Below are 22977 nucleotides of genomic sequence, written 5' to 3' on the forward strand. Positions count from 1 at the left end.
ACGACATTATGTCTTTATGATGCTTAAAATTTTACTTTAAACAAGCATAACGCAGCGCTCTCAATATTCCGTATTTATAATATCTTTTTGACGTTTTTTATAAAAAATAGCGACTTGAAACGCAAGAAAGCCTAAAAATAATATGCCCTGCAAAAAAGCAATAGACGGCATATAGATAAAACTTGACTGATAGACTGTGAAAACTAAAGATTCACAAAAAGCTGCAAAAATCCATAAAATAACCCCCCAAGGTGACCTTAACCAAAGGCCAATTGCAGCAACGGGATAAATAACAGCCAATGCACCACACAAAGTTTGCCACTGCATGGGCATAGTATCAATGCGCCACAGCTCTCCTGGAAAAAGACCTATCAATCTTGTCCAATACATACACCCAAAAATTAAGCAAATTAACGCCAAAAAACGAAGATAAAGACCAAAAGACAGCGATAATAAATCAATTTTATCAATTTGGCGAAGTTGATTATCCATTATAAAACCAATTCATTATTAATGGGTTGAAAATAAGTATCAACCATTTCATCGTTAATAAATGATAAATCACTGGGTGACCATTGAGGATTTTTGTCTTTATCAATTAAAGCTGCGCGAACGCCTTCGTAAAAATCATGTCCATCCAACATATGATGTGCAATACGATTTTCAATTTTTAGGCAATCATTAAGCATAAGTGATTTACACTCTTGCAAATGACGCCAAATAACTTTCAAACTTGTTGGAGATCGCAATTTAATCATATTTAAGCTCGTTTTTGCGAACTCATTTTCCTCTTGTCGTTTTTTCTCTAAAATTTGCAAACATTCGTCAAATGTTTTAACACCAAAACACTCATGTATAAGAGCACGTGTTTCAGCACTGGTTTCAAAATTTATTTCAGTACTAAAAAGCTCAAGAGCAGGTCGAGGATTACCCTCTTTAATAATTTTCTTTTTTAAAGAATCAAGATTATCATGTGAAACAGCATGTGTTCCAAGCCCTATCTGAAGGCAATCACCCGCATGACATTCTCCTCCCGTTAACGCCAAATAAATACCGTAAGATCCTTGAAGACGTGGCAAAAAATGACCTGAACCCACATCAGTAAAAAAACCGATTGCACTTTCTGGCATAGCAAAAAGAGTATTTTGTGTGACAATTCTGTGTGACCCATGGAGAGAGATACCTGCTCCCCCCCCCATACAAAGCCCATCCAATAAAGCAATATATGGCTTAGGAAATTTTGCAATATAGGCATTTAAACGATATTCATCAGAAAAATATTCATATGCAGGTTGGCCTTTTTTACCCGCAATATAAGCGTCAACCACATCTCCGCCTGAACAAAATGCCCGTCCTTCACCCTCTATTAACACACAATCAACATCATTATCGTTTTCCCAGTGACGTAGTGCTTTCTCCATCGCTTGTATCATTTGATGACTCAAAGCATTAAGAGCCTGTGGTCGTGTAAGCTGAATAATCCCTGCACGACCTTCTTTAATAAATTTTATATCTTGACCACCACCAAAATCATTTATCATGACACACTCTCCTTTTCGAATATCTTGCGATATTGAAAGTCATTTTTCTTTCAAAAATGCTATGGTCTTTTAATTTATCGTGTTCACACTATTAAGGCAAATTGTCTTTGCGCCCCAAATGAGGAAAGCATTGCATAATGGCGCCGATAAAATAAATATAAATACCACTGATGGATATGCCCCATTTTATCCAAATTGGTGCATCTAAATTATAAAAAATGGCTATGAGACCAAAAGTACACCATGCCAAAAATATAGGAAGATTAATAAATCTCAAACGCACAACACGCACTGGATGTAAAAAATAAATTGGTAAAAAGGCTAAAATTGCAGACACGACCACAATGGGAAAAGCAATCCATTCACCAGGTTTTACAACAAATAAGGTAAAAACAACCATATTCCAAACAGCAGGAAATCCTTTAAAGAAATTCTCTTTTGTTTTCATCGCTGTATCCGCATAATAAATTGCCGATGAGATAACGATAATGGCTCCAGATAAAAAAGAAAGATATGGCCCCATAAAACCGCTTTGATAAAGTGCAAAAGCTGGAATTAACACATATGTTACATAATCAATAATGTTATCAAGAAGTTCTCCAGACCAACTTGGAAGCACATATTTCACTTGTAACTTTCGCGCAATAGGTCCATCAATCCCGTCAACAAAAAGTGCCAAACCAAGCCAACCGAACATAGCGGTCCATTGTTTTTCTGAAGCCGCAACGAGCGAAAGAAAAGCTAAAAATGAACCAGACGCTGTTAAAAGATGAACGGAAAAAGCGCGAGCTTGGGGCATCGTCACCTTTTTTTTTAGCAAACGATCCGCTCTTTCTTTTATTTTTCCTGTCAATTTCTTTTTCAAATCGTATAGATCCTTATTGATATATTCAAAAATACTGATTTATCACATTAGTATTTATTTTCTATAGTGATCAGATCAAAGAACACAAGAGAAAGGCAAGTGTAGCTAAAATTATAAAAACACTCTATTATGAATCGAACGAGCACCAATGATATTTCATGTGATTATAGGCAAATGCAAAAAAACATCTCTCAAATACCGATAGCAATTGTTGGTGCTGGTCCTGCGGGAATGGTCGCTGCACTCGCATTAGCAAAAAACAATCACGCATGTGTTCTTATAGGTCAAGAACCAAATAATAATGATGGCCGGACAACTGCGCTTATGATGCCAGCCATTGAAATTTTAAAAGATTTACAGATTTGGGATAATTTAGAAACAAAAGCAACGCCACTCTCTGTGATGCGAATCATTGATGGAACAAAAAGATTGGTTCGTAGCCCAGTGGTTAATTTTCGTGCACATGAAATTAATAAGCCAGCTTTTGGCTATAACATTCAAAACAATGATCTCAATGAAGCGCTTCTAAAAAGCATTAAAAAAAATCCTTTAATCACGCAAATCTTTTCATCTGTTGTCACTTATGATCATCATGATTTGAATGTTTATATCACTTTAGAAAATGGTACTCTTTTGAAAAGCGCACTTCTTGTTGCTGCTGATGGCCGTGCCTCTCTTGCCCGTAAAGCTGCTCACATACAAACACAAGAATGGACCTATCCACAAACGGCCATAACGTTAAGCTTTTCGCACGACATCCCGCATGCCAATATCTCAACAGAATTTCACACAGAAGATGGTCCCTTCACTCAGGTTCCTTTAAAAGGCAATCATTCCAGTCTCGTATGGGTCACAAATCCAGAATATGCAAAATATCTTCTAAGTTTAAGCATTAAAGAATTATCAATAATAGTCGAAGAAAAAATGCACTCTATGATTGGAAGGATTCAAATAACAACATCACCACAAACATGGCCATTATCAGGACTTATTCCTCAACAATTTGCTGCCAAGCGCACGATTCTCGTCGGAGAATCCGCTCATGTTTTTCCTCCTATTGGCGCGCAAGGTTTAAATCTTGGTATCCGTGATGCTTTATGTTTAACACAATCCATTCAACATAATATAAGTGATCCTGGACATAAGAATGTTTTATCAAATTATAATCGTCTCAGAAAACCTGATATTTGGGCAAGAACAGGATCAGTTCACGCACTCAATTACGCGTTGCTGTCTGATTTTCTTCCGGCACAATTACTGAGGAGCACTGGACTTGAAATGCTTAAGAAAATTTCGCCTTTAAGACGTTTTTTTATGTATGAAGGCATGCATCCTGGACATGGTTTTCAAGATGCAACCAAAACACTTATAGAATTATTTAAAAACCCATCTTTTAATAATTTTACAAAAACATAACTTTAATTCAAGCAAGAAAATCATTTCTAATAAAAATTATTTTGCAGCAAACGAACTAAATAAATAATTTTAGAAATAGGTTGTCTTAATTATCTTAAACACTACCCTAATGTGTTTAAGAGTAAAAATTTCAGAATTAATGGTTAAATATTATGATAACATCAGATATTGCAAACGATAAAAGAATTATCGTAGATGGTGATCGTTTTTTACAAGTTGGCGGACTTGTTTATCGAATTAATGAAAATAATGTCGAATATTTAACAATCACTAGCCGAGGAACAGGACGGTGGATTATTCCCAAAGGCTGGCCTATTCCTGGGATGACGTTGCCTCAAGCAGCATTACGTGAAGCCTATGAAGAAGCTGGAATACGAGGCATTGTTAAAAAATCTTCACTTGGATCTTATCATTATACAAAACTCGATTTACCTCCAGGAGAAAATGGTAATTTTAAAGTCTATGTTTATGCAATCTATTATTCGCATCAAGAAAAAAAATGGCCGGAACGCGGTCAACGTATTTTTGAATGGGTTTCTCCTCAAGTTGCAGCTAAGCGTGTTGCGGAACCGCAATTAAAAGATATTTTATTAAAATATAATCCATTGTAAGAATTCTCTTAAGGTATTTAAATCATTTAAGAAGTATTTTACTATTTTTAAAAAATGGATTTGTTTTCTTTTAGATGTAAGTTATGCAACCAATTTAATGAGATATAAAAGCCAATAAACTAGAGGAATACTCTTTTTTTACAAAATAATTTATCATGATGTGATTACAAGATTTTTATTGCGAAACATAATGTTCACATATTCGTGTATGAATCACACAAAAAAGAGCATCATTTTTTTTTAAAAAAAATAAAGCTTAAATTAAGATCATCCCCATTATTCACATGATTTTTTTTAAGTTACTCTCTATATATAGATATATGTATATTTTATACTAATCGTCGCTTGACGTTGGTTATTTTTTAATCTTTTATCTCGTGCAATATTTATATAAACGAAGCAAGACTCGTTCTATGAGTATTTTTTCACGCGTTGCGTATAAATCATTAGATATAAGAACTTTCTTTTATAGGAAACTTCTGATCCATGATTTTTGTAAGTTTTTTAAAATAATCTTCTGATTAAAAAAACTTGTTAATACTATATTTAGTGTCCTCCCTTTTAATAGAGACACAGAATATAGAAAAGCGTAAAATTATTGAATTTGATTTGCTTTTTGTGAATCTCAATCAAGTTTCTTCGTTTTTATGCGGCATATTTTGCTGCATGGCATGTGTATATGAATGTTATGAGAGGGATAATTCTTAAGACCGTAAGTACAGCGTAAAAATGTAAAAAAGTCTAAAATCATACGGCATGATAAAACTAAAATATGCGATCAAACGAACACAACATATAGATTAGGATAGGTTATGAAAATCGTACGCCATTTCACTGAAGAGGGGCAGTCTCCTTACGCAAAAATTCCATTTCGCCAAGCGACAAGTGAAATTAAAAATCCTGATGGATCAATTGTATTTCGTTTGGAAAATATCAATGTGCCAGATCAATATAGTCAAGTTGCTGCCGATATTTTGGCGCAAAAATATTTTCGTAAAGCTGGTGTACCCAAAGCTTTAAAAAAGGTTGAAGAAAATAGTGTTCCCTCATGGTTATGGCGTTCTGTTGCTGATGAAAGTCTTTTAGAAAATTATTCTTTTAATGAGCGTTACGGATCTGAAATGGATGCGCGACAAGTTTTTGATCGCCTCGCAGGAACTTGGACATATTGGGGATGGAAAGGTGGATATTTTGATAGCGAAACAGATGCATTGAGTTTTCGCGATGAACTTGCCTATATGTTGGCCACACAACGTGTTGCTCCTAACAGCCCGCAATGGTTTAATACTGGTCTTCATTGGGCATATGGCATTGATGGCCCAGGACAAGGTCATTTTTATGTTGATTGGCAAACTGGCAAATTAACAAAATCAAAATCTTCCTATGAACATCCACAACCTCATGCCTGCTTTATTCAATCCGTTGCAGATGACCTTGTTAATGAAGGCGGCATCATGGATTTATGGGTCCGAGAAGCACGTTTATTTAAATATGGTTCTGGAACAGGATCTAACTTCTCACATCTTCGCGGTGAAGGCGAAAATTTATCAGGCGGCGGCAAATCATCTGGTTTAATGAGTTTTTTAAAAATTGGTGATCGTGCTGCTGGAGCCATTAAGTCAGGTGGCACAACGCGACGCGCTGCCAAAATGGTCGTAGTTGATATTGATCATCCTGACATTGAAAGTTACATCGATTGGAAAGTGCACGAAGAACAAAAAGTTGCAGCGCTTGTTACGGGCTCGAAAATTGTTAAAAAACATTTAACTGAAATTATGAAAGCATGTGTTAATTGTGAAGCTGACAATGGTGATTGTTTTGATCCCAACAAAAATCCTGCACTAAAAAGAGAAATCAAAGCAGCCAAAAAGAATCAAGTTCCAGAAAATTATGTACAAAGAGTGATTCAATTTGCTCGTCAAGGCTATAGAGATTTATCATTTTCAACTTATGATACAGATTGGGATTCTGAAGCTTATTTGACCGTATCAGGACAAAATTCAAACAATTCTGTCTCGCTAAAAGATGAATTTCTTCGCGCCGTTGAAAACAATGCGTCTTGGGATTTAATCCGTCGCACGGATGGTAAAGTTCATAAAACGTTGAAAGCTCGAGATTTATGGGATCAAATTTCTTATGCTGCTTGGGCATCGGCTGATCCTGGTCTTCATTTTAATACAACGATGAATGATTGGCACACCTCACCAGCCGGTGGCTCTATCCGCGCATCAAACCCTTGTTCTGAATATATGTTTCTTGATGATACCGCCTGCAATTTGGCTTCCATTAATTTGTTAATGTATCGCAATAAAGATGGTTCTTTTGACCTTAACGCCTATGAACATACGGTTCGTCTTTGGACGATGGTTTTAGAAATTTCTGTTATGATGGCACAATTTCCTTCAAAAGAAATTGCGCGTTTATCCTATGATTATCGCACACTTGGTCTTGGATATGCCAATATTGGTGGCTTGTTAATGACATCTGGTATTCCTTACGATTCAAACACTGGACGCGCAATATGCGGTGCGCTGACGGCTATTATGACAGGTATATCTTATGCAACATCTGCCGAAATGGCAAAAGAATTAGGGGCATTTGCGCAATATTCAGCCAATAAGGATACGATGTTACGCGTTATTCGTAATCATCGACGGGCGGCCTATGGAGAAACAAGCGGTTATGAATCTTTAGCTGTGAATCCTGTCGCCTTAATAAGCAATGATTGCCCTGATCAGGATATGATTATTCGTGCCAGAAAAGCATGGGATAAAGCCTTAGAACTCGGGGAAGTTTACGGTTTTAGAAATGCTCAATCCACGGTTATTGCTCCAACAGGAACAATTGGGCTTATTATGGATTGTGACACAACAGGAATTGAACCTGATTTTGCTTTGGTAAAGTTTAAAAAACTTGCAGGCGGTGGATATTTTAAAATTATCAACCGTGCCGTTCCTGAAGCGTTGCGTAGTTTAGGGTATAGTGAAAGTGAAATCGGAGAAATTGAAGCTTATGCAGTAGGACATGGTAATATTAATCAAGCCCCAGCAATTAATCCCTCTTCACTCAAATCAAAAGGATTTGATGATGATAAAATTGAAACGATTAATTCCGCTCTTAAAAATGCATTTGATATTAAATTTGTTTTTAATAAATGGACTTTAGGTGAAGAATTTTGCACATCGGTATTAAATTTTTCTTCAGAACAGTTAGATGATTTTTCATTTGATATGCTCAGTGCGCTTGGTTTTTCAAAAAAAGATATTGAAATGGCAAATGTCCATGTCTGTGGAGCGATGACCCTAGAAGGCGCTCCACATTTGAAAAAAGAGGATTATCCTGTATTTGATTGTGCAAACGCGTGCGGAAAAATAGGTAAACGGTATCTTTCTGTAGAAAGCCACATTCGTATGATGGCGGCCGCTCAACCCTTCATTTCAGGTGCAATTTCAAAAACAATTAATATGCCCAATGACGCTACGGTCGAAGATTGCGCCAATGCGTATATGCTATCTTGGAAACTCGCTTTAAAAGCGAATGCGCTTTACCGGGATGGTTCAAAACTTTCTCAACCTTTAAATGCGTCGCTTATTGCTGATGATGAAGATGATGATGCATTTGAAACATTTATTGAACAGCCTATGGCGGCTCGTGCAACAGCACTTACAGAAAAATTTGTTGAAAAAATAGTTGAGAAAGTTGTCCATGTTCGTGATAAACTTCCAAATAGACGTCAAGGATACACACAAAAAGCTATTGTCGGCGGACATAAAGTTTATTTAAGAACAGGTGAATTTGGCGATGGACGGTTAGGCGAAATTTTCATTGATATGCATAAGGAAGGAGCAGCTTTCCGTGCAATGATGAATAATTTTGCTATTGCCGTATCGCTTGGTTTACAATATGGTGTACCACTTGAAGAATATGTGGATGCTTTCACATTTACAAAGTTTGAACCAGCAGGAATGGTTCAAGGAAATGATGCTATTAAAAACGCAACATCTATTCTTGATTATGTATTCCGTGAATTGGCTGTTTCATATCTTGGGCGCAATGATTTAGCCCATGTGGATATATCAGACTTTTCCAATACGGCCTTAGGAAAAGGCGTTAAAGAAGGAAAAACAAATCTTATTTCCACGGGTTGGACACGCGGTTATAAACCAACAATGACCACCAGCCAACCATCAGAACAGAAAAACAGCTCTACTGTTTCAAATACAAAGGGTCATTCAAATATCACAACTTTAAAAACTGCACATAATTTATCTTCTGCCTATACTCATGACCAAGCAGCCACAGCACTTAAGCAAGATTATGAGGAAAATCATGACACAGATATCGATGATTTGTTCAGTGATGTCACGCAACAAAAGGTAAATTCTACTAAAACTGAAAGTGATTTAGATTTAAGCAAAAAGCGCAATGCTGATCGTCGTATGCAAGCACTTATGCAAGGTTATACAGGGGATATGTGTATGGAATGTCAGAATTTTACCATGGTCCGTAATGGTACATGTTTAAAATGTGATACATGTGGTGCCACAAGTGGCTGTAGTTAAACTTTAATTCTGGTCATATTGAGAAAATGGCCTCTCCTCGAGAGGTCATTTTTACGTTTATTATGTTATGTTTTTGGAGTATCTCATCATTCTATAGTTACATGATTGATTTATACTTTAATTAAGCAAAAAGATGTGGACTGTCTGAAACAACTTTTTCACGGGCTTTTTGTAAATGTTCAATAATTCTATCGATATTTGAAGATGCACCTGGTAAAACTGTATCTTTATCCTGAAATTTTAACGTTTGAGCTGAACGTTCATTGATTGATCTAATTTCCTGCATCAATAAACGTCCTGTTTCGTTTATTTTACAATCAATTTTGCTATTATGATCATCAAAAGTTTTTAAAATTTTTTTTAAAATATGTTCATTTTTTTGGCGTGTCTTATATTCCAAAATCAAAGCCAAAGAGATATGATCTAATTGTGTTTTTAAATCATCTAAAGTATGTGTCAAACGCGGTTCATCTTTTTGCGTATTTTCTCTTAAATGCGCTAATTCAAATTGCATATCGAGAAGTCGCTCGGCAAATTTATAAAGATTTTGCGCGTCTTCTTTTAAACTTTTTTTTATTTCTGATGAACTCGAATTTAACGGATTATATTCACGCATGCAGGATACCTCATTTAAAATTCTTTATCCCACTATTCTTTTTAAATTAAGAGGATTCGCGTAAATAATTCTTTAATAAGAAATTTAATTTTTCTGATTTGACATTATTTTTAAATTTAATTGGCGAATAAATTGCTTTTGATTTAACTTTCCGGAAATTGCAAGCATAATTAGAGATAGCTTTTTCATTGGTTTTGAGGATATTTCTAAAGAAACTGGATTAAGAAGATAATCATTAATTGCATCATGAGCTTCTTGGGCAAATGATGTCTCTTTAGCAAATGACAACCATCCGGGTAAATTGTCATTCCAGTTTTTTTTCAATTCTTCATTTGTAAGATTATCTCGACGCGCTTCAACCTGTATAAGTTTTTGGGTGAAAGAGCGATCATCAAATCGTACATGCCCGCCATAAAAATTATATCTTTGGATTTGCCCAATCATACCTAAAATCATTCGTGATGTTGAAACATTGCCGCGTCCATTCTCTCTTTGAAGAGTCACTATAGTCAACAATGATTCCAGTGTCATACCGTCCATTTTAAAGGAACCTGTTAAATGCCCCCCATTATCAAGAGAAAGTGCAAAATTTTTAAGATCCATCACTGATTGGTCCCCCCCATAAGCTCCTTCCATACGAAGATTGCCTGTGGCTTGACCATAGCCCATAGCCATAAAATCAGTTCGTGTTGATCCTTCGGGAAAATTTGAAACATGAACAGTAACTTTAGTAACAGCAATTGAAAAGGAAATGGGATTTTGACGAATAGAGGGACGCAATGAAATGACACCATTTTCAAGTCGGCCTAATATTTTTTTACGCCAATCCGTTAAAAATATTTGCTTAAATTGACCTTTAGAATATTGAAACCCAATATTTTGATTAAAAAGTCCTTTATTTGGAGGCAAAATAACGTTGTATAAAACAATATTTTGTGCATCAATGTTACTTCCTTCATAAAGATAATGAATAGAAGCTATATCCATCTTTTTAATTGCATAATCACGATTGGTTTCAGAAATACCAGAAAATTTTACAGCTTTAAGAGAAGTGTCTGGAGAAAGAGCACTTCCCTTTATGGTGAGTTCATCAATAAAGACATCATTTCCTTGTTGTTTTACGCCATGTAAACGAACACTGACATCCTTTCCAAAAGACTGAGAAAGACGTAGCAAAAAAGCATCTTGGTTTTTCACAACACTATGCGCATAGTGAGTTTGAAAGACCAGGCCAATAATTATAATCGTGACGCTCCACAATGTTTTGATAGCATGAATTTTATACATTTTTAAAACGCATGATTGGATCTTTTTCAAAGACAATGGAATAATTATTTTCTTAAACTAATCACCAATTGAAGAAATAAGACGTGCAGGCGTATAAAGGATAAGATTTGTTGTGCCTTTTAAAATATTACCACCATCTGCCAATATAGCTTCCGCCCCTGTCTGTTCAGTACCCTTCATAATTGTTGATGCAAGAGAACCATCTGAAGAAAGTGCCATCAGTGTAGGTGAAGATGCAAAAACATTATGTGCACCACCATCAACATCTGAAAGATCAAGAACAGCAATTCCATTACTTTGTAATAGCTCAATACTTGAACCGTCACCAACACGGGAATGGCCACCTGTCAAACGTCCAGAAACTGCTAATGCTGTATCAGAACGGGAAACTAAAACAGCGGTTGGTTGAGGCATCCGCTTTATATCTTTGAGCTGACGCTCAAAGACATCAACATCAATATCGGGCGCCGCCATTAAATAACTCGAAATGCGATCAATAGTACTTTGTTTCCCTTTAAGCGCTAAACTTCGTAATGCTTCCATAGTTACGTAATTGCCCATAGAATGAGCAACCACAGTTATTTGATCAGCATCTGTTTCGCTTAATAATGTTAATAAATCAGCCAAACCATCTCGAGCAAAATCGGCGCTATCACGATCATACACATATAATGCAAGCGAACCACCTGATGGCCAAGCATAATGTACGGTTACCGCATCTAGCGAATAATCATATGAAAATTGTGCCGCTCTAAATGTACTATCGGCAAAATTATTATTATAACCGTGAATAAAAAGAAAAATTTCACGTTTTCCACGAGGTTTCTTATCTAAGGCAACATTTAATTGTTGCTTAAATGATGATGCTCCATCATATTTTTGAAGGGAAACAGCGGCAAAATATTTTTTAAAATCCGGTCTATAACCATTTGTTTCCACCAACCCTTTTTCATGCTCTTGCGGTATACCAACATCCACGCGGTTATAATTAACTTTGGGTGAGCGCATACTCCCATAAGGCATAGAATAATTATCTTGCTCCTTTCTACTGGTTGCAACGTACACTGGAATAATAGCCTTTGGTAATGATGGCTTATCAATTGCCGCTTCACGCGCAGCAGTCATAGAAGGAGTTGCATTTTTCCCATGCCATAAAACGGCACGAGGCCCACCACAAGCGCTTAAAGCAACAGCAAAAAAAATCATTACAAGAAGTGTAAGAGTATGGTTTTTTTTCATATAAATACCTTAAATAGTACACACCAAGTCATAAATGCCTTAGCGTTTCTTGCTATTTTTACTTTTTGAAAATTATCTTTTAACGTTAAAATCTAAAACTGCGATTTTAGAATTCTTGAAAACTTTCAAAATAAAATTAAATTTAATTCATTGGTATGGCTATACGAAAATTATCAGCACTTTCCAACCTTAATGATTGATTAACAGTGCATGATTTTACAATTTTTATTGCAGAGTGATATTTAAGTCATAAACTGCACTCTATTTAATACTTTGTTTTTTTAAGAAATTAAGTATTGAATAATGCACAAAAAACAGCTCACTTATCAAATGAAACACTTAATATTTCAAACGATCCAATATATGGCTAAAACTAAGAATCACTCTTTTTTAAAAACTCTTCATCGCGCAATACGTCATATATTTAATTAATCAATAGACTCATCAAATTGTTGAAGATTTTGTGAATTTGCAAGGATGTCAATATTTTCATCATGACCTGATGTTACAGAAAAAGCCTTTTGATAAAGCTGATCTTTGTTTTTAGCGATCGCTAAATAATCACCTTCGGCTAGAATCAAAGATGTATAAGCACCAACTGTTTCACGCACTATATCGCCTGAGTCATTTGTGATAGACCAACTTGTATCAGCAAGCGCTTCACCACCTTCTTGTCGGATTAATTTCAAAGTCACCTGTGCTGCATGATGCTGCACACTTGCTTCAGTTATTTTACCAGCATCAACAGGCACATCAGTGCGTGAAATTGCATTCGCTGAACCATAGTTTGAAACAATATGATACGTCCCTGCTTTTAAACGTGTTACATCACCAGATTTTACACCAGATAAAACCAATGCATTATCATTATTCTCACTACCATCAGAATATATGGTGAAGCTTAAATTTTGTTCATTAATTTTACCTTCAGGCATTGTTGCATATAATTGCAAACCTCCGGCATTAAGAACAAAGTTTTCTGATAAAGGATCTCCTTCATTTAAGGTAATTCGCCGAATGGCATCAGCACGGCCAAAACCTACATGAACAATGTAACTCCCCGGAATAAGATTAAAATGAGCGCTCCCACCAGCAAATTCTGCAACCAAGCTCAATTTATTATCAACACCAAGAACGGGTTCGTATATTTGCCATACCAAGCCATTTTTTATATTTTCACCATCATCCGTTAGGCGTGCATTTAACAAGAGCTCCTCACCCACTTTCTGGTTTTGATTTTGAGGATTAAGAGGATCTGAAAATGGCGTCATTCCAGGAATAACGGGACTTTGCTCGGTATTTGATTGTGGAAATGTTAAATTAAGATTTTGGATCGATTCTTGTGCATAAACTGGACGACAAAAAAGCAAAAACACAAGACACATAACAAGACAAATAACAAAATTTAAGCGTTTTTGATTAAAATGTCTTTTTTGCATGTTCTATTTAACCTTTTAGGATCTTAAATATCATAAGTTTATATTGAAAAGCTTGTACCACAGCCACAAGACGATACGGCATTAGGATTATTTATTTGAAACGACTGCCCCATCAGATCATCCACAAAATCTATTTGAGAACCTTCCATAAAAGGTAAAGAAAGAGAATCTATATATATGATTGCTCCATCTTTCATAATAACTAGATCATCCTCATGCGGATTCTCACAGACGAGATCATAACGATAAGAAAATCCGGAACACCCTCCCCCCTCAACAGAGATGCGTAAGGCATTTTTATTAGATTCATTTTTTAAAATGCGTGCAATACGTGCAATCGCTGATTTCGAAACTTCAATAGACATTTTATGACATCCTTGCTTTCAACCGAATGGAAGAACAGTTATAATAATTTCGATATACGTTAAATTTAAGACGTGATAGGAAAACTTGCAATGGATATTGATAAAATTGGCTTTGGTTATACAACGCGTGCACCTTATGCAAGTGATCCCAATAAGAATGCTCGACGTCTAATTGTAGAAAAAGAAAGTTTAACACGCACCCCCTTTCAACGCGATCGTGATCGTATCATTCATTCCAACGCATTTCGTCGGTTAAAACATAAAACACAAGTTTTTATCGCACATGAAGGAGATCATTATCGTACACGCCTTACGCATACTATTGAGGTCTCACAAATTGCACGCGCCATTGCACGCGCATTAAAGCTTGATGAAGATCTTGCTGAAGCTATTGCTCTTGTTCATGACTTTGGGCATACGCCATTTGGACATGCAGGCGAAGATGCACTCAATGCCATGATGAAACCCTATGGCGGGTTTGATCATAATGTACAAGGGTTACGCATTGTAACAAAACTTGAAAATCGTTATCCAATGTTTGATGGTCTCAATTTAACTTGGGCAACCTTGGAGGGGTTAGTAAAACATAATGGTCCTTTAATAGGTAAATATACACATCATTCTACTCTTCATGATGATATAAAAATATTCAATGCAAATTTTGATTTACATTTGGATACATTTGCCAGTCTTGAAGCACAATGTGCCGCCATTGCTGATGACATTGCTTATAACGCGCATGATATTGATGATGGTTTACGTGCTCATCTTCTCACACTTCATCAACTTGAAGACGTTCCTATATTATCTGATATTTTAAATGAAATACATTCTGACCACCCCACACTTGATGATACAAAAATAGGATATGAATTGGTAAGACGGCTTATCACTTTAATGGTTGAAGATGTTATCACTCAAGCTTTAAAAAATATTACGAAATACAATTTTATAAATATCACTGATGTTTATCGTGCGACAGAACCTACTGTCGTTTTTTCGAAAGGATTATCGAAAAAAGAAAAAATTTTAAAAAAATTTCTTTTTGATAATCTTTATTTTCATCAAAAAGTTCAATCTGATCGTATAAAAGCAGAAAATATTGTAACTTCTCTTTTTCAATATTTTATGAAAGATCCTTCCGCTATGAGTGAAGAATGGCATGAAAAAGCGATGGTTGCTCAAGAAATTGATCTTGCGCGAATTATATCAGACTTTTTATCTGGCATGACGGACAATTTTGCTTTACGTCACTATCAACGTTTGTTTCATCAAGCGTCAAACCTGGCTTAAAAGACAGTTGTAATTAAACGGATTTCTATAATGAACATATTTAATATCTTCGAAAATAAAATTAAAAAATTATTACAAGACTCTGATATTAAAGATACAAATGGTGGTTTTTTAAATTTGGATCGTATCACTGTTGAAGCTCCTAGAGATTCTTCTCATGGTGATTTATCAACAAATGCTGCAATGGTTTTATCCAAATCTGTTGGCATGAATCCGCGTATGCTTGCCCAAAAAATTGTCCCATTATTAAAGAACGATCCCCAAATTCAATCCGTTACAATTGCTGGTCCGGGGTTTATTAATCTTCAACTGAATGATGAATTTTGGCGCCTGACACTTGGTGATATTCTTGATAAAGGATTAAACTATGGTCGCTCTACAATGGGTGCCAATAAAAAGGTCAATGTGGAATATGTATCTGCAAATCCAACTGGCCCAATGCATGTTGGGCATTGCAGAGGTGCGGTTATCGGAGATGTTTTAGCAAATCTACTCGCTTTTTCAGGATATGATGTTGTTAAGGAATATTATATTAACGATGCGGGAGGTCAGATTGAGGTTTTGGCACAATCTGTTTTTTTGCGGTATAAAGAAGCATTAGGTGAAAATATTGGTTCAATACCGAATGGTCTTTATCCAGGTGATTATCTTATTCAATTAGGGAAATCACTGGCAAACGAATTCGGTGACACATTAATCAATATGGCTGAGGATGAACGTTTGTCTCTTTTGAAAGACCGTTCGATTGAAGCAATGATGTCTATGATCCGTGATGATCTTGCAACTTTAAATATTCATCATGATGTCTTTTTTTCCGAACGTTCTTTGCATAAGGATAATGAAAAGCTCATCCGAAATGCAATTAATGATCTTACATTAAATGGATATGTCTATAAAGGCACTTTACCACCACCAAAGGGTCAAATGCCAGAAGATTGGGAAAATCGTGAACAAACATTGTTTCGCTCGACTGACGTGGGAGATGATCAAGATCGTCCATTAATAAAATCAGACGGATCTTACACTTATTTTGCAGCGGATGTTGCATATTTTAAAAATAAATATGATCGTCATTTTAAGGAAATGATATATATTTTAGGCGCAGATCATGGTGGATATGTCAAAAGATTGGAAGCTGTTGCAAGGGCAATTTCTGGTGGAAACGCTCAATTAACAGCAATTTTATGCCAACTCGTAAAATTATATCGCGACGGAGAACCTGTTCGTATGTCAAAACGTGCAGGTTCGTTTGTGACATTAAGAGATGTGGTTGACGAAGTTGGGCGTGATCCAGTTCGTTTTATGATGTTATATCGTAAATCTGATGCACCCCTTGATTTTGATTTTACGAAAGTCACAGAACAATCAAAGGATAATCCAGTATTTTATGTTCAATATGCGTGCGCGCGCTGTCATTCTGCTTTTCGAAAAGCCCAAGAATTATTGGATATAAAAGAGCCTTCACTTGACGCATTAAAAACAAATATCCATTTGATTTCAGATGAAAGTGAAATAGCGCTTATTAAAAAATTGGCGGAATATCCAAGAATTATTGAACTTGCCGCTCTTCATCATGAGCCGCATAGACTAGCATTTTACCTTTACGATCTGGCCTCTGCCTTGCATAGCCAATGGAATAAAGGAGTAGATAATGAGCGTTTACGTTTTATCAAGCTTAACGATACACAATTGTCATTAGCCAGATTGGGACTGATTCAGGCTGTGTCAGATGTGCTGTCATCGGGGCTTCAAATTATTGGAGCAGATGCTCCATCAGAAATGCGATAAATTAACGAATATGTAAATGCGATCATTTATATTGCTGTTTGCACGTTGATTTAAATCTATCTGTTGGGTGTCGCTTAGGATATTAGACACAGAAAATTTGCTCAACGTTTGGCACAATGCAGTGAAGGCGCAATTGCGCTAGCGAGTATGTGAGAAACACTATGACAGAGAATGATCGCAACACCTCCCGTTCAACCGGGCAAGTACCAAAAGATAATGATCCACTTTTGGAACTTACGCGTTTGTTTGACTTTGAGCGCACAAACCCTTCAGATGCATCTGATGACGATACGGATGAATCTTCATTTCATCCCACATTGCAAGAAAATGATGAGAATGTATCGACTGACGAAGCTGTTTTATCAGACAATGATCTCACGGATGAGTTTGATTTATCCTTTTTGGAAATGGATTTAGAAGAAAGCTTAAACGCTGACCTTCCATTTGAATCTGAAAACATCACTGACAGTGAACGAACACTTGATCATTCATCTGATGCATATACATCTTCAACTCATCACGCAGAAGAAACAAAAAAAACTATTGATAGTTCTTTTGATGAACTTTATGATATGCCTTCTTTCACGCCAAAAACGCGTTTTAAAAGCACTGAAATGGAATTAAACGAGGAATCTGATCATTCTCCTCTATATAACAATAACACTGATGAAAAAATTTCGTACCAAAAAATATCCTCATCATTTCCTTTAGATGATATTCATAATTTTCAAGAACACAGCACTAAAACAAATATATATTCTTCAAATTCTAAAGAAAACACTGAAAAATCTGAATTTACTGAATTTTCATTTAATGTCGCTGATGAAGAAGATTTATTTTTATCTTTTAATGAAGATACAAAAGATCACAATGATGATGAAAATTTAAATGATGCTGAATCTTTTTTTAACGACGATGCATTTGATAATTTCGTCGCTCAAGGTCTAAAAGACGATGAAGTTCATCAAAATAAAATATTTAAAGATTTTAATTATAATGCTGATTTGAAACAATCTAATCATAATTATACACAAACAGATCATAGTAATGATATTACAGACATAGAAAATGAAGACAGTTTCGATACTGAGCTTGAAAATTTACTTTTAACAGATCCTTTGCCAGTTGAAAATGAGACTTCTCTTTTAGATACAAACAACGATCAAAAGTCATTGGATACATTCTCGTTTGAAGAAGATTTTGATCTTACATTTGAAAAAGAAACACTATCTACAGATCACCAAAACATTTCTCAGTCTGAAGTTAACGTTTTGCTTGATGAAGAAGATCCATTTGGTTTTGATGATATATTTTCTGATATGAGTAATTATGAAAATAACGATTCAAATGATAAAAAAACACCTGAATCATATGACCAATCATTTGCATCTGAAACCTTATCGCCATCAAACAATGATACATCATATTTTAAACAACCAGAAACTTATAGAGCAAATGAACATTTTCAACAAACAGATCAAAATTCCAATTTGGAAACAGACAATGAATTGATCGCTGAACTTTCTATGTCTTTGAAAGTTGATGCTAATGAAGATACATTTGAGCCATTACAAGACGAAAATCATCACTCTAGTTTTTCTCAGTCGAAACAAAATCAATCTTTTGTAGCTTCAGAACCATTAAATCCATCGACTGAATTGCCCCTCCCAGACAATTCTATTCCTGATGTTGATACATATAAATTTGCTGATAACATTGTTGAAACAACTGAAATACCTGATTTACCAAATATTTCTTATGAAGAAGAATTACAAAGACCATCACATGACGACTTTGAAAATGAGTTTTCTGAAGTATTTAGCGTTGGCAACAGAACAACACCATTAGAACAAACTCATACAGACACTTCATACCAAAACGAATTTTATCAAGAAACAACTTTTGAGCAAAATAATGATTTTGAAGAAAGTCAAATAAAATTTGAAATTGGTCATGACGAAAACTACGAAACAAATACAGCCGATTCTTTTGGTCAATTTCCGCATTTTGAAGACGCGATAAATCATGCAGAAGTGGATTTCATACCAGCTCATTTAACAAAAACTTCAACGACACGAAAAGTAGTGCTCGGAAGTGTAATCTTTTTGCTTGTTATTGGTGTCGCATATGCAGCTTCTAAATTTTTCTCATCATCTGATAATACAGATTCAGCAATGATAATCCAAGCTGACCAGACCCCAATTAAAGTTCATAATGATACAACACAAGCTCAAAACAATGCGGCAAATAATCAGGACGTTTATAATCAAGCGACTGGATTAGAAACGTCAACGATTGGAACACAAAATTCTCTTATAGACAAATCAGAAACACCAGAAGATCTCGCAGCATTAAACGAACAAGTCCCACAAACAGATGACTCTTATATGGATCCGTCAAACATTGAAGACGCTATAGCTGCAGCATCAAATCAAACGGTTCCCACACGTGAAGTTCAAACTGTTACAGTCAATCCAGATGGAACGGTCTCATCAGTGTCACCTGTTGTTGAAAACAATACACCTCAAAATCCATTAAATGATAATAAAATAATTACTACACAAACAAATAACCAAGTCTCAGCTAACGCAATTCTTAATAATACGATTTCAAATGGAACAAATACAAATGTTCATATTTCTTCTATAAATCAACAAAATACACAAGGTATTATAGCTGATGCATCACATACTGGTAACTCACAACAAGTGACGCAAACGACAACGACACCACCACAACAAAATAATCAAACGACATCACAAGCAAATGATGCAAGTGAAAATACATCTTCATCCAATACTTCAGGAGGGTACTATGTCCAGATTGCGTCGCACCCTACACAAAATCTCGCACAAACATCTCTTAATAAAGCAAAATCCCAATATAATACAATTATAGGAAATTTGCCAATGAACATAGAATCGGCAGAAATACCTGGTAGAGGAACTTATTATCGCGTGAGAATTCAAGTGGGTCCTAGAGATAACGCCATTTTGGTCTGCCAAAAAATTAAAGAGGCTCATGGTACGTGTTTTGTTGGGCGCTAGGTTAAAATTATTTAAAGTTTTTTAAAAATAATAAAACATTTTTTCAAACAATGCGAGATTTTGGAGTCATCACAGATTATTTAAAAAATATATCAGTTATTCCAATTGCAACAATAAGTACGACAATCGTACCAATAATAGGTATCATAGATCTTATTACCGATTTTTCTTTTATTTCATCATCTTTTGTACGAGATGTTTCGTTTTTTTGAAAATTTTTATTTTTCGGTATTATCATATTATCACCTTTTTATTAAAAAGTCACAATCGCAGCTTCATTTATTTTATTTAATTTGCAAAAATGAACAAAACGACAGAAAGTTCCTATAAAGACAACTTTTAATAAAAAATACGATCAAATCCAATTGATAAACGCTATTGTAGATTTTATTGACACACGAAGCCTACAAACATTAAAGTAAACAGCTAAGGCTCTTTAATAGACACAATTTTATTAAAAGAGATTTATATATAAGGCTTAAAAAATGACAACGTCTAACCCAAACATTTCATTTACAATACAAAAAAATACATCTTCATTAACAGATACACAACGCAGCGAATTGTTAAAAAACCCTGGTTTTGGTCAGGTATTTACAGATCACATGGCGCGAGCAGACTGGTCAGAAGAAAAAGGATGGCATAATGCACAAATAAGTGCAAAAAAACCTTTTGAAATCGACCCTGCAAGCGCGGTCTTACATTACGGACAAGAAGTTTTTGAAGGTTTAAAAGCTTATAGAGCTAAAGATGGTCGTGTGTTATTATTTCGCCCTGAAGAAAACGCCAAGCGTCTACAACAATCTGCCAAACGTCTTGCCATGCCGCAAATACCTGAAGAAATGTTTTTAGAAGCGATTTACAAGCTTGTTGATATTGATAAATTATGGATTCCGAATACACCCAATAGTAGCCTTTATTTGCGTCCCTTTATGTTTGCAAATGAAAATTTCTTGGGAGTAAGACCCGCAAAAAACTATATTTTTTGTGTCATAGCCTCACCTGTCGAAACTTACTTTAAAAATGGATCGGCAGCAGTCAATGTTTGGCTTGAAACAGAATATAGTCGTGCAGGACCAGGAGGAACAGGGTCGGCAAAATGCGGTGGAAATTACGCTTCTAGTCTATTGGCACAAAACAATGCCTACGCAAATAAATGCGATCAAGTTCTTTTTCTTGATGTTATAGAACACAAATGGATCGAAGAATTAGGAGGCATGAATGTGTGTTTTATTACTCAAGATAATCATTTCATAACACCACCACTTGATGGCACAATTCTTCCTGGTATTACACGGGATGCTATTTTAAAAATTGCCCGAGATCAAAATTTAATCGTTGAAGAACGTCCATATTCCTTTGATAATCTTAAGCAAGATGCAAAAAGTGGATATTTAAAAGAGGTATTTGCCTGTGGTACGGCCGCTGTTATAACTCCTATAGGATGCTTTAAATATAAAGATGGTGAGACTATCATTGGTAATGGTGAGGGTGGACTCATCACACAAAACATAAAAAAAGAATTGGTCAGCATTCAAACAGGTGAAAAACAAGATAAATACGGTTGGGTGAAAGAAATTTAATTTTGGTCCAATCAATCGTCAATAGTTCATATTATTATTTCGTATTTAAAAACTCTCAAGTCTCTGAGACGACATTTGATAGGTTCTGCTTACTTATGAAATAATATACTTATATTAATTATTCGCGTTTTATTCTCATTAAAACAAAGATTAAAAAATAAGTTAAAAAAGACTAATCGAATTCTTTCAGTCTTTTTATATACGATAAAAAACGGCATATTATATAAATATGCCGCCTCATAACTTTTATTTTTTATTGTTTCAACTTATTAATGAAATCGATAAAATGACCTTACTGAAATTTTTCATGATCTTGATGACGCGCTTTAATTGTACGAACAGTACCAGAATGAGACCGCATAACAATTGTTTCTGTTTGGATATAATTGCGTGTAAACTTAACACCAGAAAGCAAATTACCATCGGTAACACCAGTCGCAGCAAATAAGACATCACCTTTTGCCATTTCATCTTTTGTATAAATTTTATTTGGTTCTGAAATTCCCATTTTTGCCGCTCTGGCTATTTTTTCATCAGTATCCAAGATAAGTCGGCCCTGCAATTGCCCACCAAGGCAACGCAATGCCGCAGATGCCAATACGCCTTCGGGCGCGCCACCAATCCCCATAAAAATATCAATACCTGTCTCATCTGGATCCGTTGTATGGATAATTGCAGCAATATCAACATCATCAATAAGACGGATCGAAGCACCAAGACTACGGACTTCTTCAATCATTTTTTCATGACGAGGTCTATCCATAATGCAAGCTGTGATGTCACGAACATCAACACCTTTAGCCTTTGCCAATGAACGAATATTTTGTGTAGGAGAAGCATCCAAATCAACTGTACCCTCAGCATAGCCCGGTCCTATTGCAATTTTTTGCATATAAACATCTGGAGCATTTAACAAATTGCCTTTTTCAGCAATAGCAACAACGGCAAGAGCATTGGGTAAATTTTTTGCACAAATTGTTGTTCCTTCTAAAGGATCAAGGGCAATATCAACGGCAGGACCCTTTTTTGTTCCGACATTTTCACCAATATAAAGCATTGGCGCTTCATCTCTTTCCCCCTCACCAATCACCACTGTACCATCAATTGGCAAACGGTTAAGTTCCTTACGCATACCATCAACAGCTACCTGATCGGCAGCTTTTTCATCACCACGACCTCTTATACGTGCTGCCGCCACGGCTGCTCTTTCCGTAACACGTACAAGTTCGAGAGTTAAAATACGATCAAGACCGCGAGAATTTTGTTCAGCTGTTTTTGGCATAAGAAGAATCCTAACGAATTAACATGATAAATAAATACCACAC

The 22977-nt window shown here is 35.6% G+C and carries 17 protein-coding genes; 7 read left to right on the forward strand and 10 right to left on the reverse strand.

Annotation, left to right across the window (positions count from 1 at the left end; genetic code table 11):
* Positions 1-60: 60 nt before the first annotated feature.
* The 3 genes from ME5_RS07155 to pcsA form a co-directional block, all read right to left on the reverse strand.
* Complete coding sequence (locus ME5_RS07155; protein ID WP_008039764.1) at positions 61-492, reverse strand: DUF6163 family protein; 432 nt, start codon at positions 490-492, stop codon at positions 61-63.
* Positions 492-1541, reverse strand: coding sequence for an enoyl-CoA hydratase/isomerase family protein (locus ME5_RS07160; protein WP_008039765.1), 1050 nt, complete (start codon positions 1539-1541; stop codon positions 492-494). Before ME5_RS07160 ends, ME5_RS07155 begins: the two co-directional genes overlap by 1 nt.
* A 91-nt stretch (positions 1542-1632) precedes the next feature.
* The gene (gene pcsA / locus ME5_RS07165) at positions 1633-2406 is read right to left on the reverse strand and encodes a phosphatidylcholine synthase (protein ID WP_008039766.1); all 774 of its coding nucleotides are present in this window, start codon (positions 2404-2406) and stop codon (positions 1633-1635) included.
* Between the two features lie 174 nt (positions 2407-2580).
* Between pcsA and ME5_RS07170 the strand changes: the two genes are divergently transcribed.
* The 3 genes from ME5_RS07170 to ME5_RS07180 all read left to right on the forward strand — a co-directional run bounded on the left by ME5_RS07170 (position 2581) and on the right by ME5_RS07180 (position 8995).
* On the forward strand, positions 2581-3822 hold the full coding sequence (locus ME5_RS07170; RefSeq protein ID WP_245256504.1) for a UbiH/UbiF family hydroxylase: 1242 nt from the start codon (positions 2581-2583) through the stop codon (positions 3820-3822).
* A gap of 152 nt (positions 3823-3974) precedes the next feature.
* A complete protein-coding gene (locus ME5_RS07175) occupies positions 3975-4433 on the forward strand; it encodes an NUDIX hydrolase (RefSeq protein ID WP_008039768.1) in 459 nt (152 codons plus the stop codon).
* Positions 4434-5245: 812 nt separating this feature from the next.
* Positions 5246-8995 carry a vitamin B12-dependent ribonucleotide reductase gene (locus tag ME5_RS07180; protein WP_008039769.1) on the forward strand — a complete coding sequence of 1250 codons (3750 nt, stop codon included), beginning with the start codon at positions 5246-5248 and terminating at the stop codon, positions 8993-8995.
* Between the two features lie 121 nt (positions 8996-9116).
* Here the strand turns inward: ME5_RS07180 and ME5_RS07185 are convergent, their stop codons facing one another.
* From ME5_RS07185 to ME5_RS07205, 5 genes are all read right to left on the reverse strand, one after another.
* The gene (locus tag ME5_RS07185) at positions 9117-9611 is read right to left on the reverse strand and encodes a hypothetical protein (RefSeq protein WP_008039771.1); all 495 of its coding nucleotides are present in this window, start codon (positions 9609-9611) and stop codon (positions 9117-9119) included.
* Between the two features lie 84 nt (positions 9612-9695).
* Positions 9696-10808 carry a hypothetical protein gene (locus ME5_RS07190; protein WP_245256505.1) on the reverse strand — a complete coding sequence of 371 codons (1113 nt, stop codon included), beginning with the start codon at positions 10806-10808 and terminating at the stop codon, positions 9696-9698.
* Positions 10809-10955: 147 nt separating this feature from the next.
* The gene (locus ME5_RS07195) at positions 10956-12137 is read right to left on the reverse strand and encodes an alpha/beta hydrolase (protein ID WP_008039774.1); all 1182 of its coding nucleotides are present in this window, start codon (positions 12135-12137) and stop codon (positions 10956-10958) included.
* Positions 12138-12565: 428 nt separating this feature from the next.
* On the reverse strand, positions 12566-13576 hold the full coding sequence (locus ME5_RS07200; RefSeq protein WP_008039776.1) for a collagen binding domain-containing protein: 1011 nt from the start codon (positions 13574-13576) through the stop codon (positions 12566-12568).
* A 38-nt stretch (positions 13577-13614) separates the two neighbouring features.
* A complete protein-coding gene (locus ME5_RS07205; RefSeq protein WP_008039777.1) occupies positions 13615-13941 on the reverse strand; it encodes a HesB/IscA family protein in 327 nt (108 codons plus the stop codon).
* A 90-nt stretch (positions 13942-14031) separates the two neighbouring features.
* On the opposite strand from ME5_RS07205, the gene ME5_RS07210 reads away from it, so the two are divergent.
* From ME5_RS07210 to ME5_RS07220, 3 genes are all read left to right on the forward strand, one after another.
* Positions 14032-15234, forward strand: coding sequence for a deoxyguanosinetriphosphate triphosphohydrolase (locus tag ME5_RS07210; RefSeq protein WP_008039779.1), 1203 nt, complete (start codon positions 14032-14034; stop codon positions 15232-15234).
* A 30-nt stretch (positions 15235-15264) separates the two neighbouring features.
* Positions 15265-17022, forward strand: coding sequence for an arginine--tRNA ligase (argS, locus tag ME5_RS07215; protein ID WP_008039780.1), 1758 nt, complete (start codon positions 15265-15267; stop codon positions 17020-17022).
* A gap of 161 nt (positions 17023-17183) precedes the next feature.
* A complete protein-coding gene (locus ME5_RS07220) occupies positions 17184-20069 on the forward strand; it encodes an SPOR domain-containing protein (RefSeq protein ID WP_008039781.1) in 2886 nt (961 codons plus the stop codon).
* 76 nt (positions 20070-20145) lie between these two features.
* On the opposite strand, the gene ME5_RS10650 is transcribed toward ME5_RS07220, so the two are convergent.
* Positions 20146-20307 (reverse strand): hypothetical protein, encoded by a 162-nt coding sequence (locus tag ME5_RS10650; RefSeq protein ID WP_008039783.1) that lies wholly within the window; start codon positions 20305-20307, stop codon positions 20146-20148.
* 247 nt (positions 20308-20554) lie between these two features.
* Between ME5_RS10650 and ME5_RS07225 the strand changes: the two genes are divergently transcribed.
* Entirely contained in the window at positions 20555-21652 is a 1098-nt protein-coding gene (locus ME5_RS07225; RefSeq protein ID WP_008039785.1) for a branched-chain amino acid aminotransferase, read from the forward strand.
* Positions 21653-21944: 292 nt separating this feature from the next.
* Here the strand turns inward: ME5_RS07225 and glpX are convergent, their stop codons facing one another.
* Entirely contained in the window at positions 21945-22934 is a 990-nt protein-coding gene (glpX, locus tag ME5_RS07230; RefSeq protein WP_008039787.1) for a class II fructose-bisphosphatase, read from the reverse strand.
* Positions 22935-22977 lie beyond the last annotated feature (43 nt).

The organism is Bartonella tamiae Th239, from assembly GCF_000278275.1.
Taxonomy (GTDB): domain Bacteria; phylum Pseudomonadota; class Alphaproteobacteria; order Rhizobiales; family Rhizobiaceae; genus Bartonella; species Bartonella tamiae.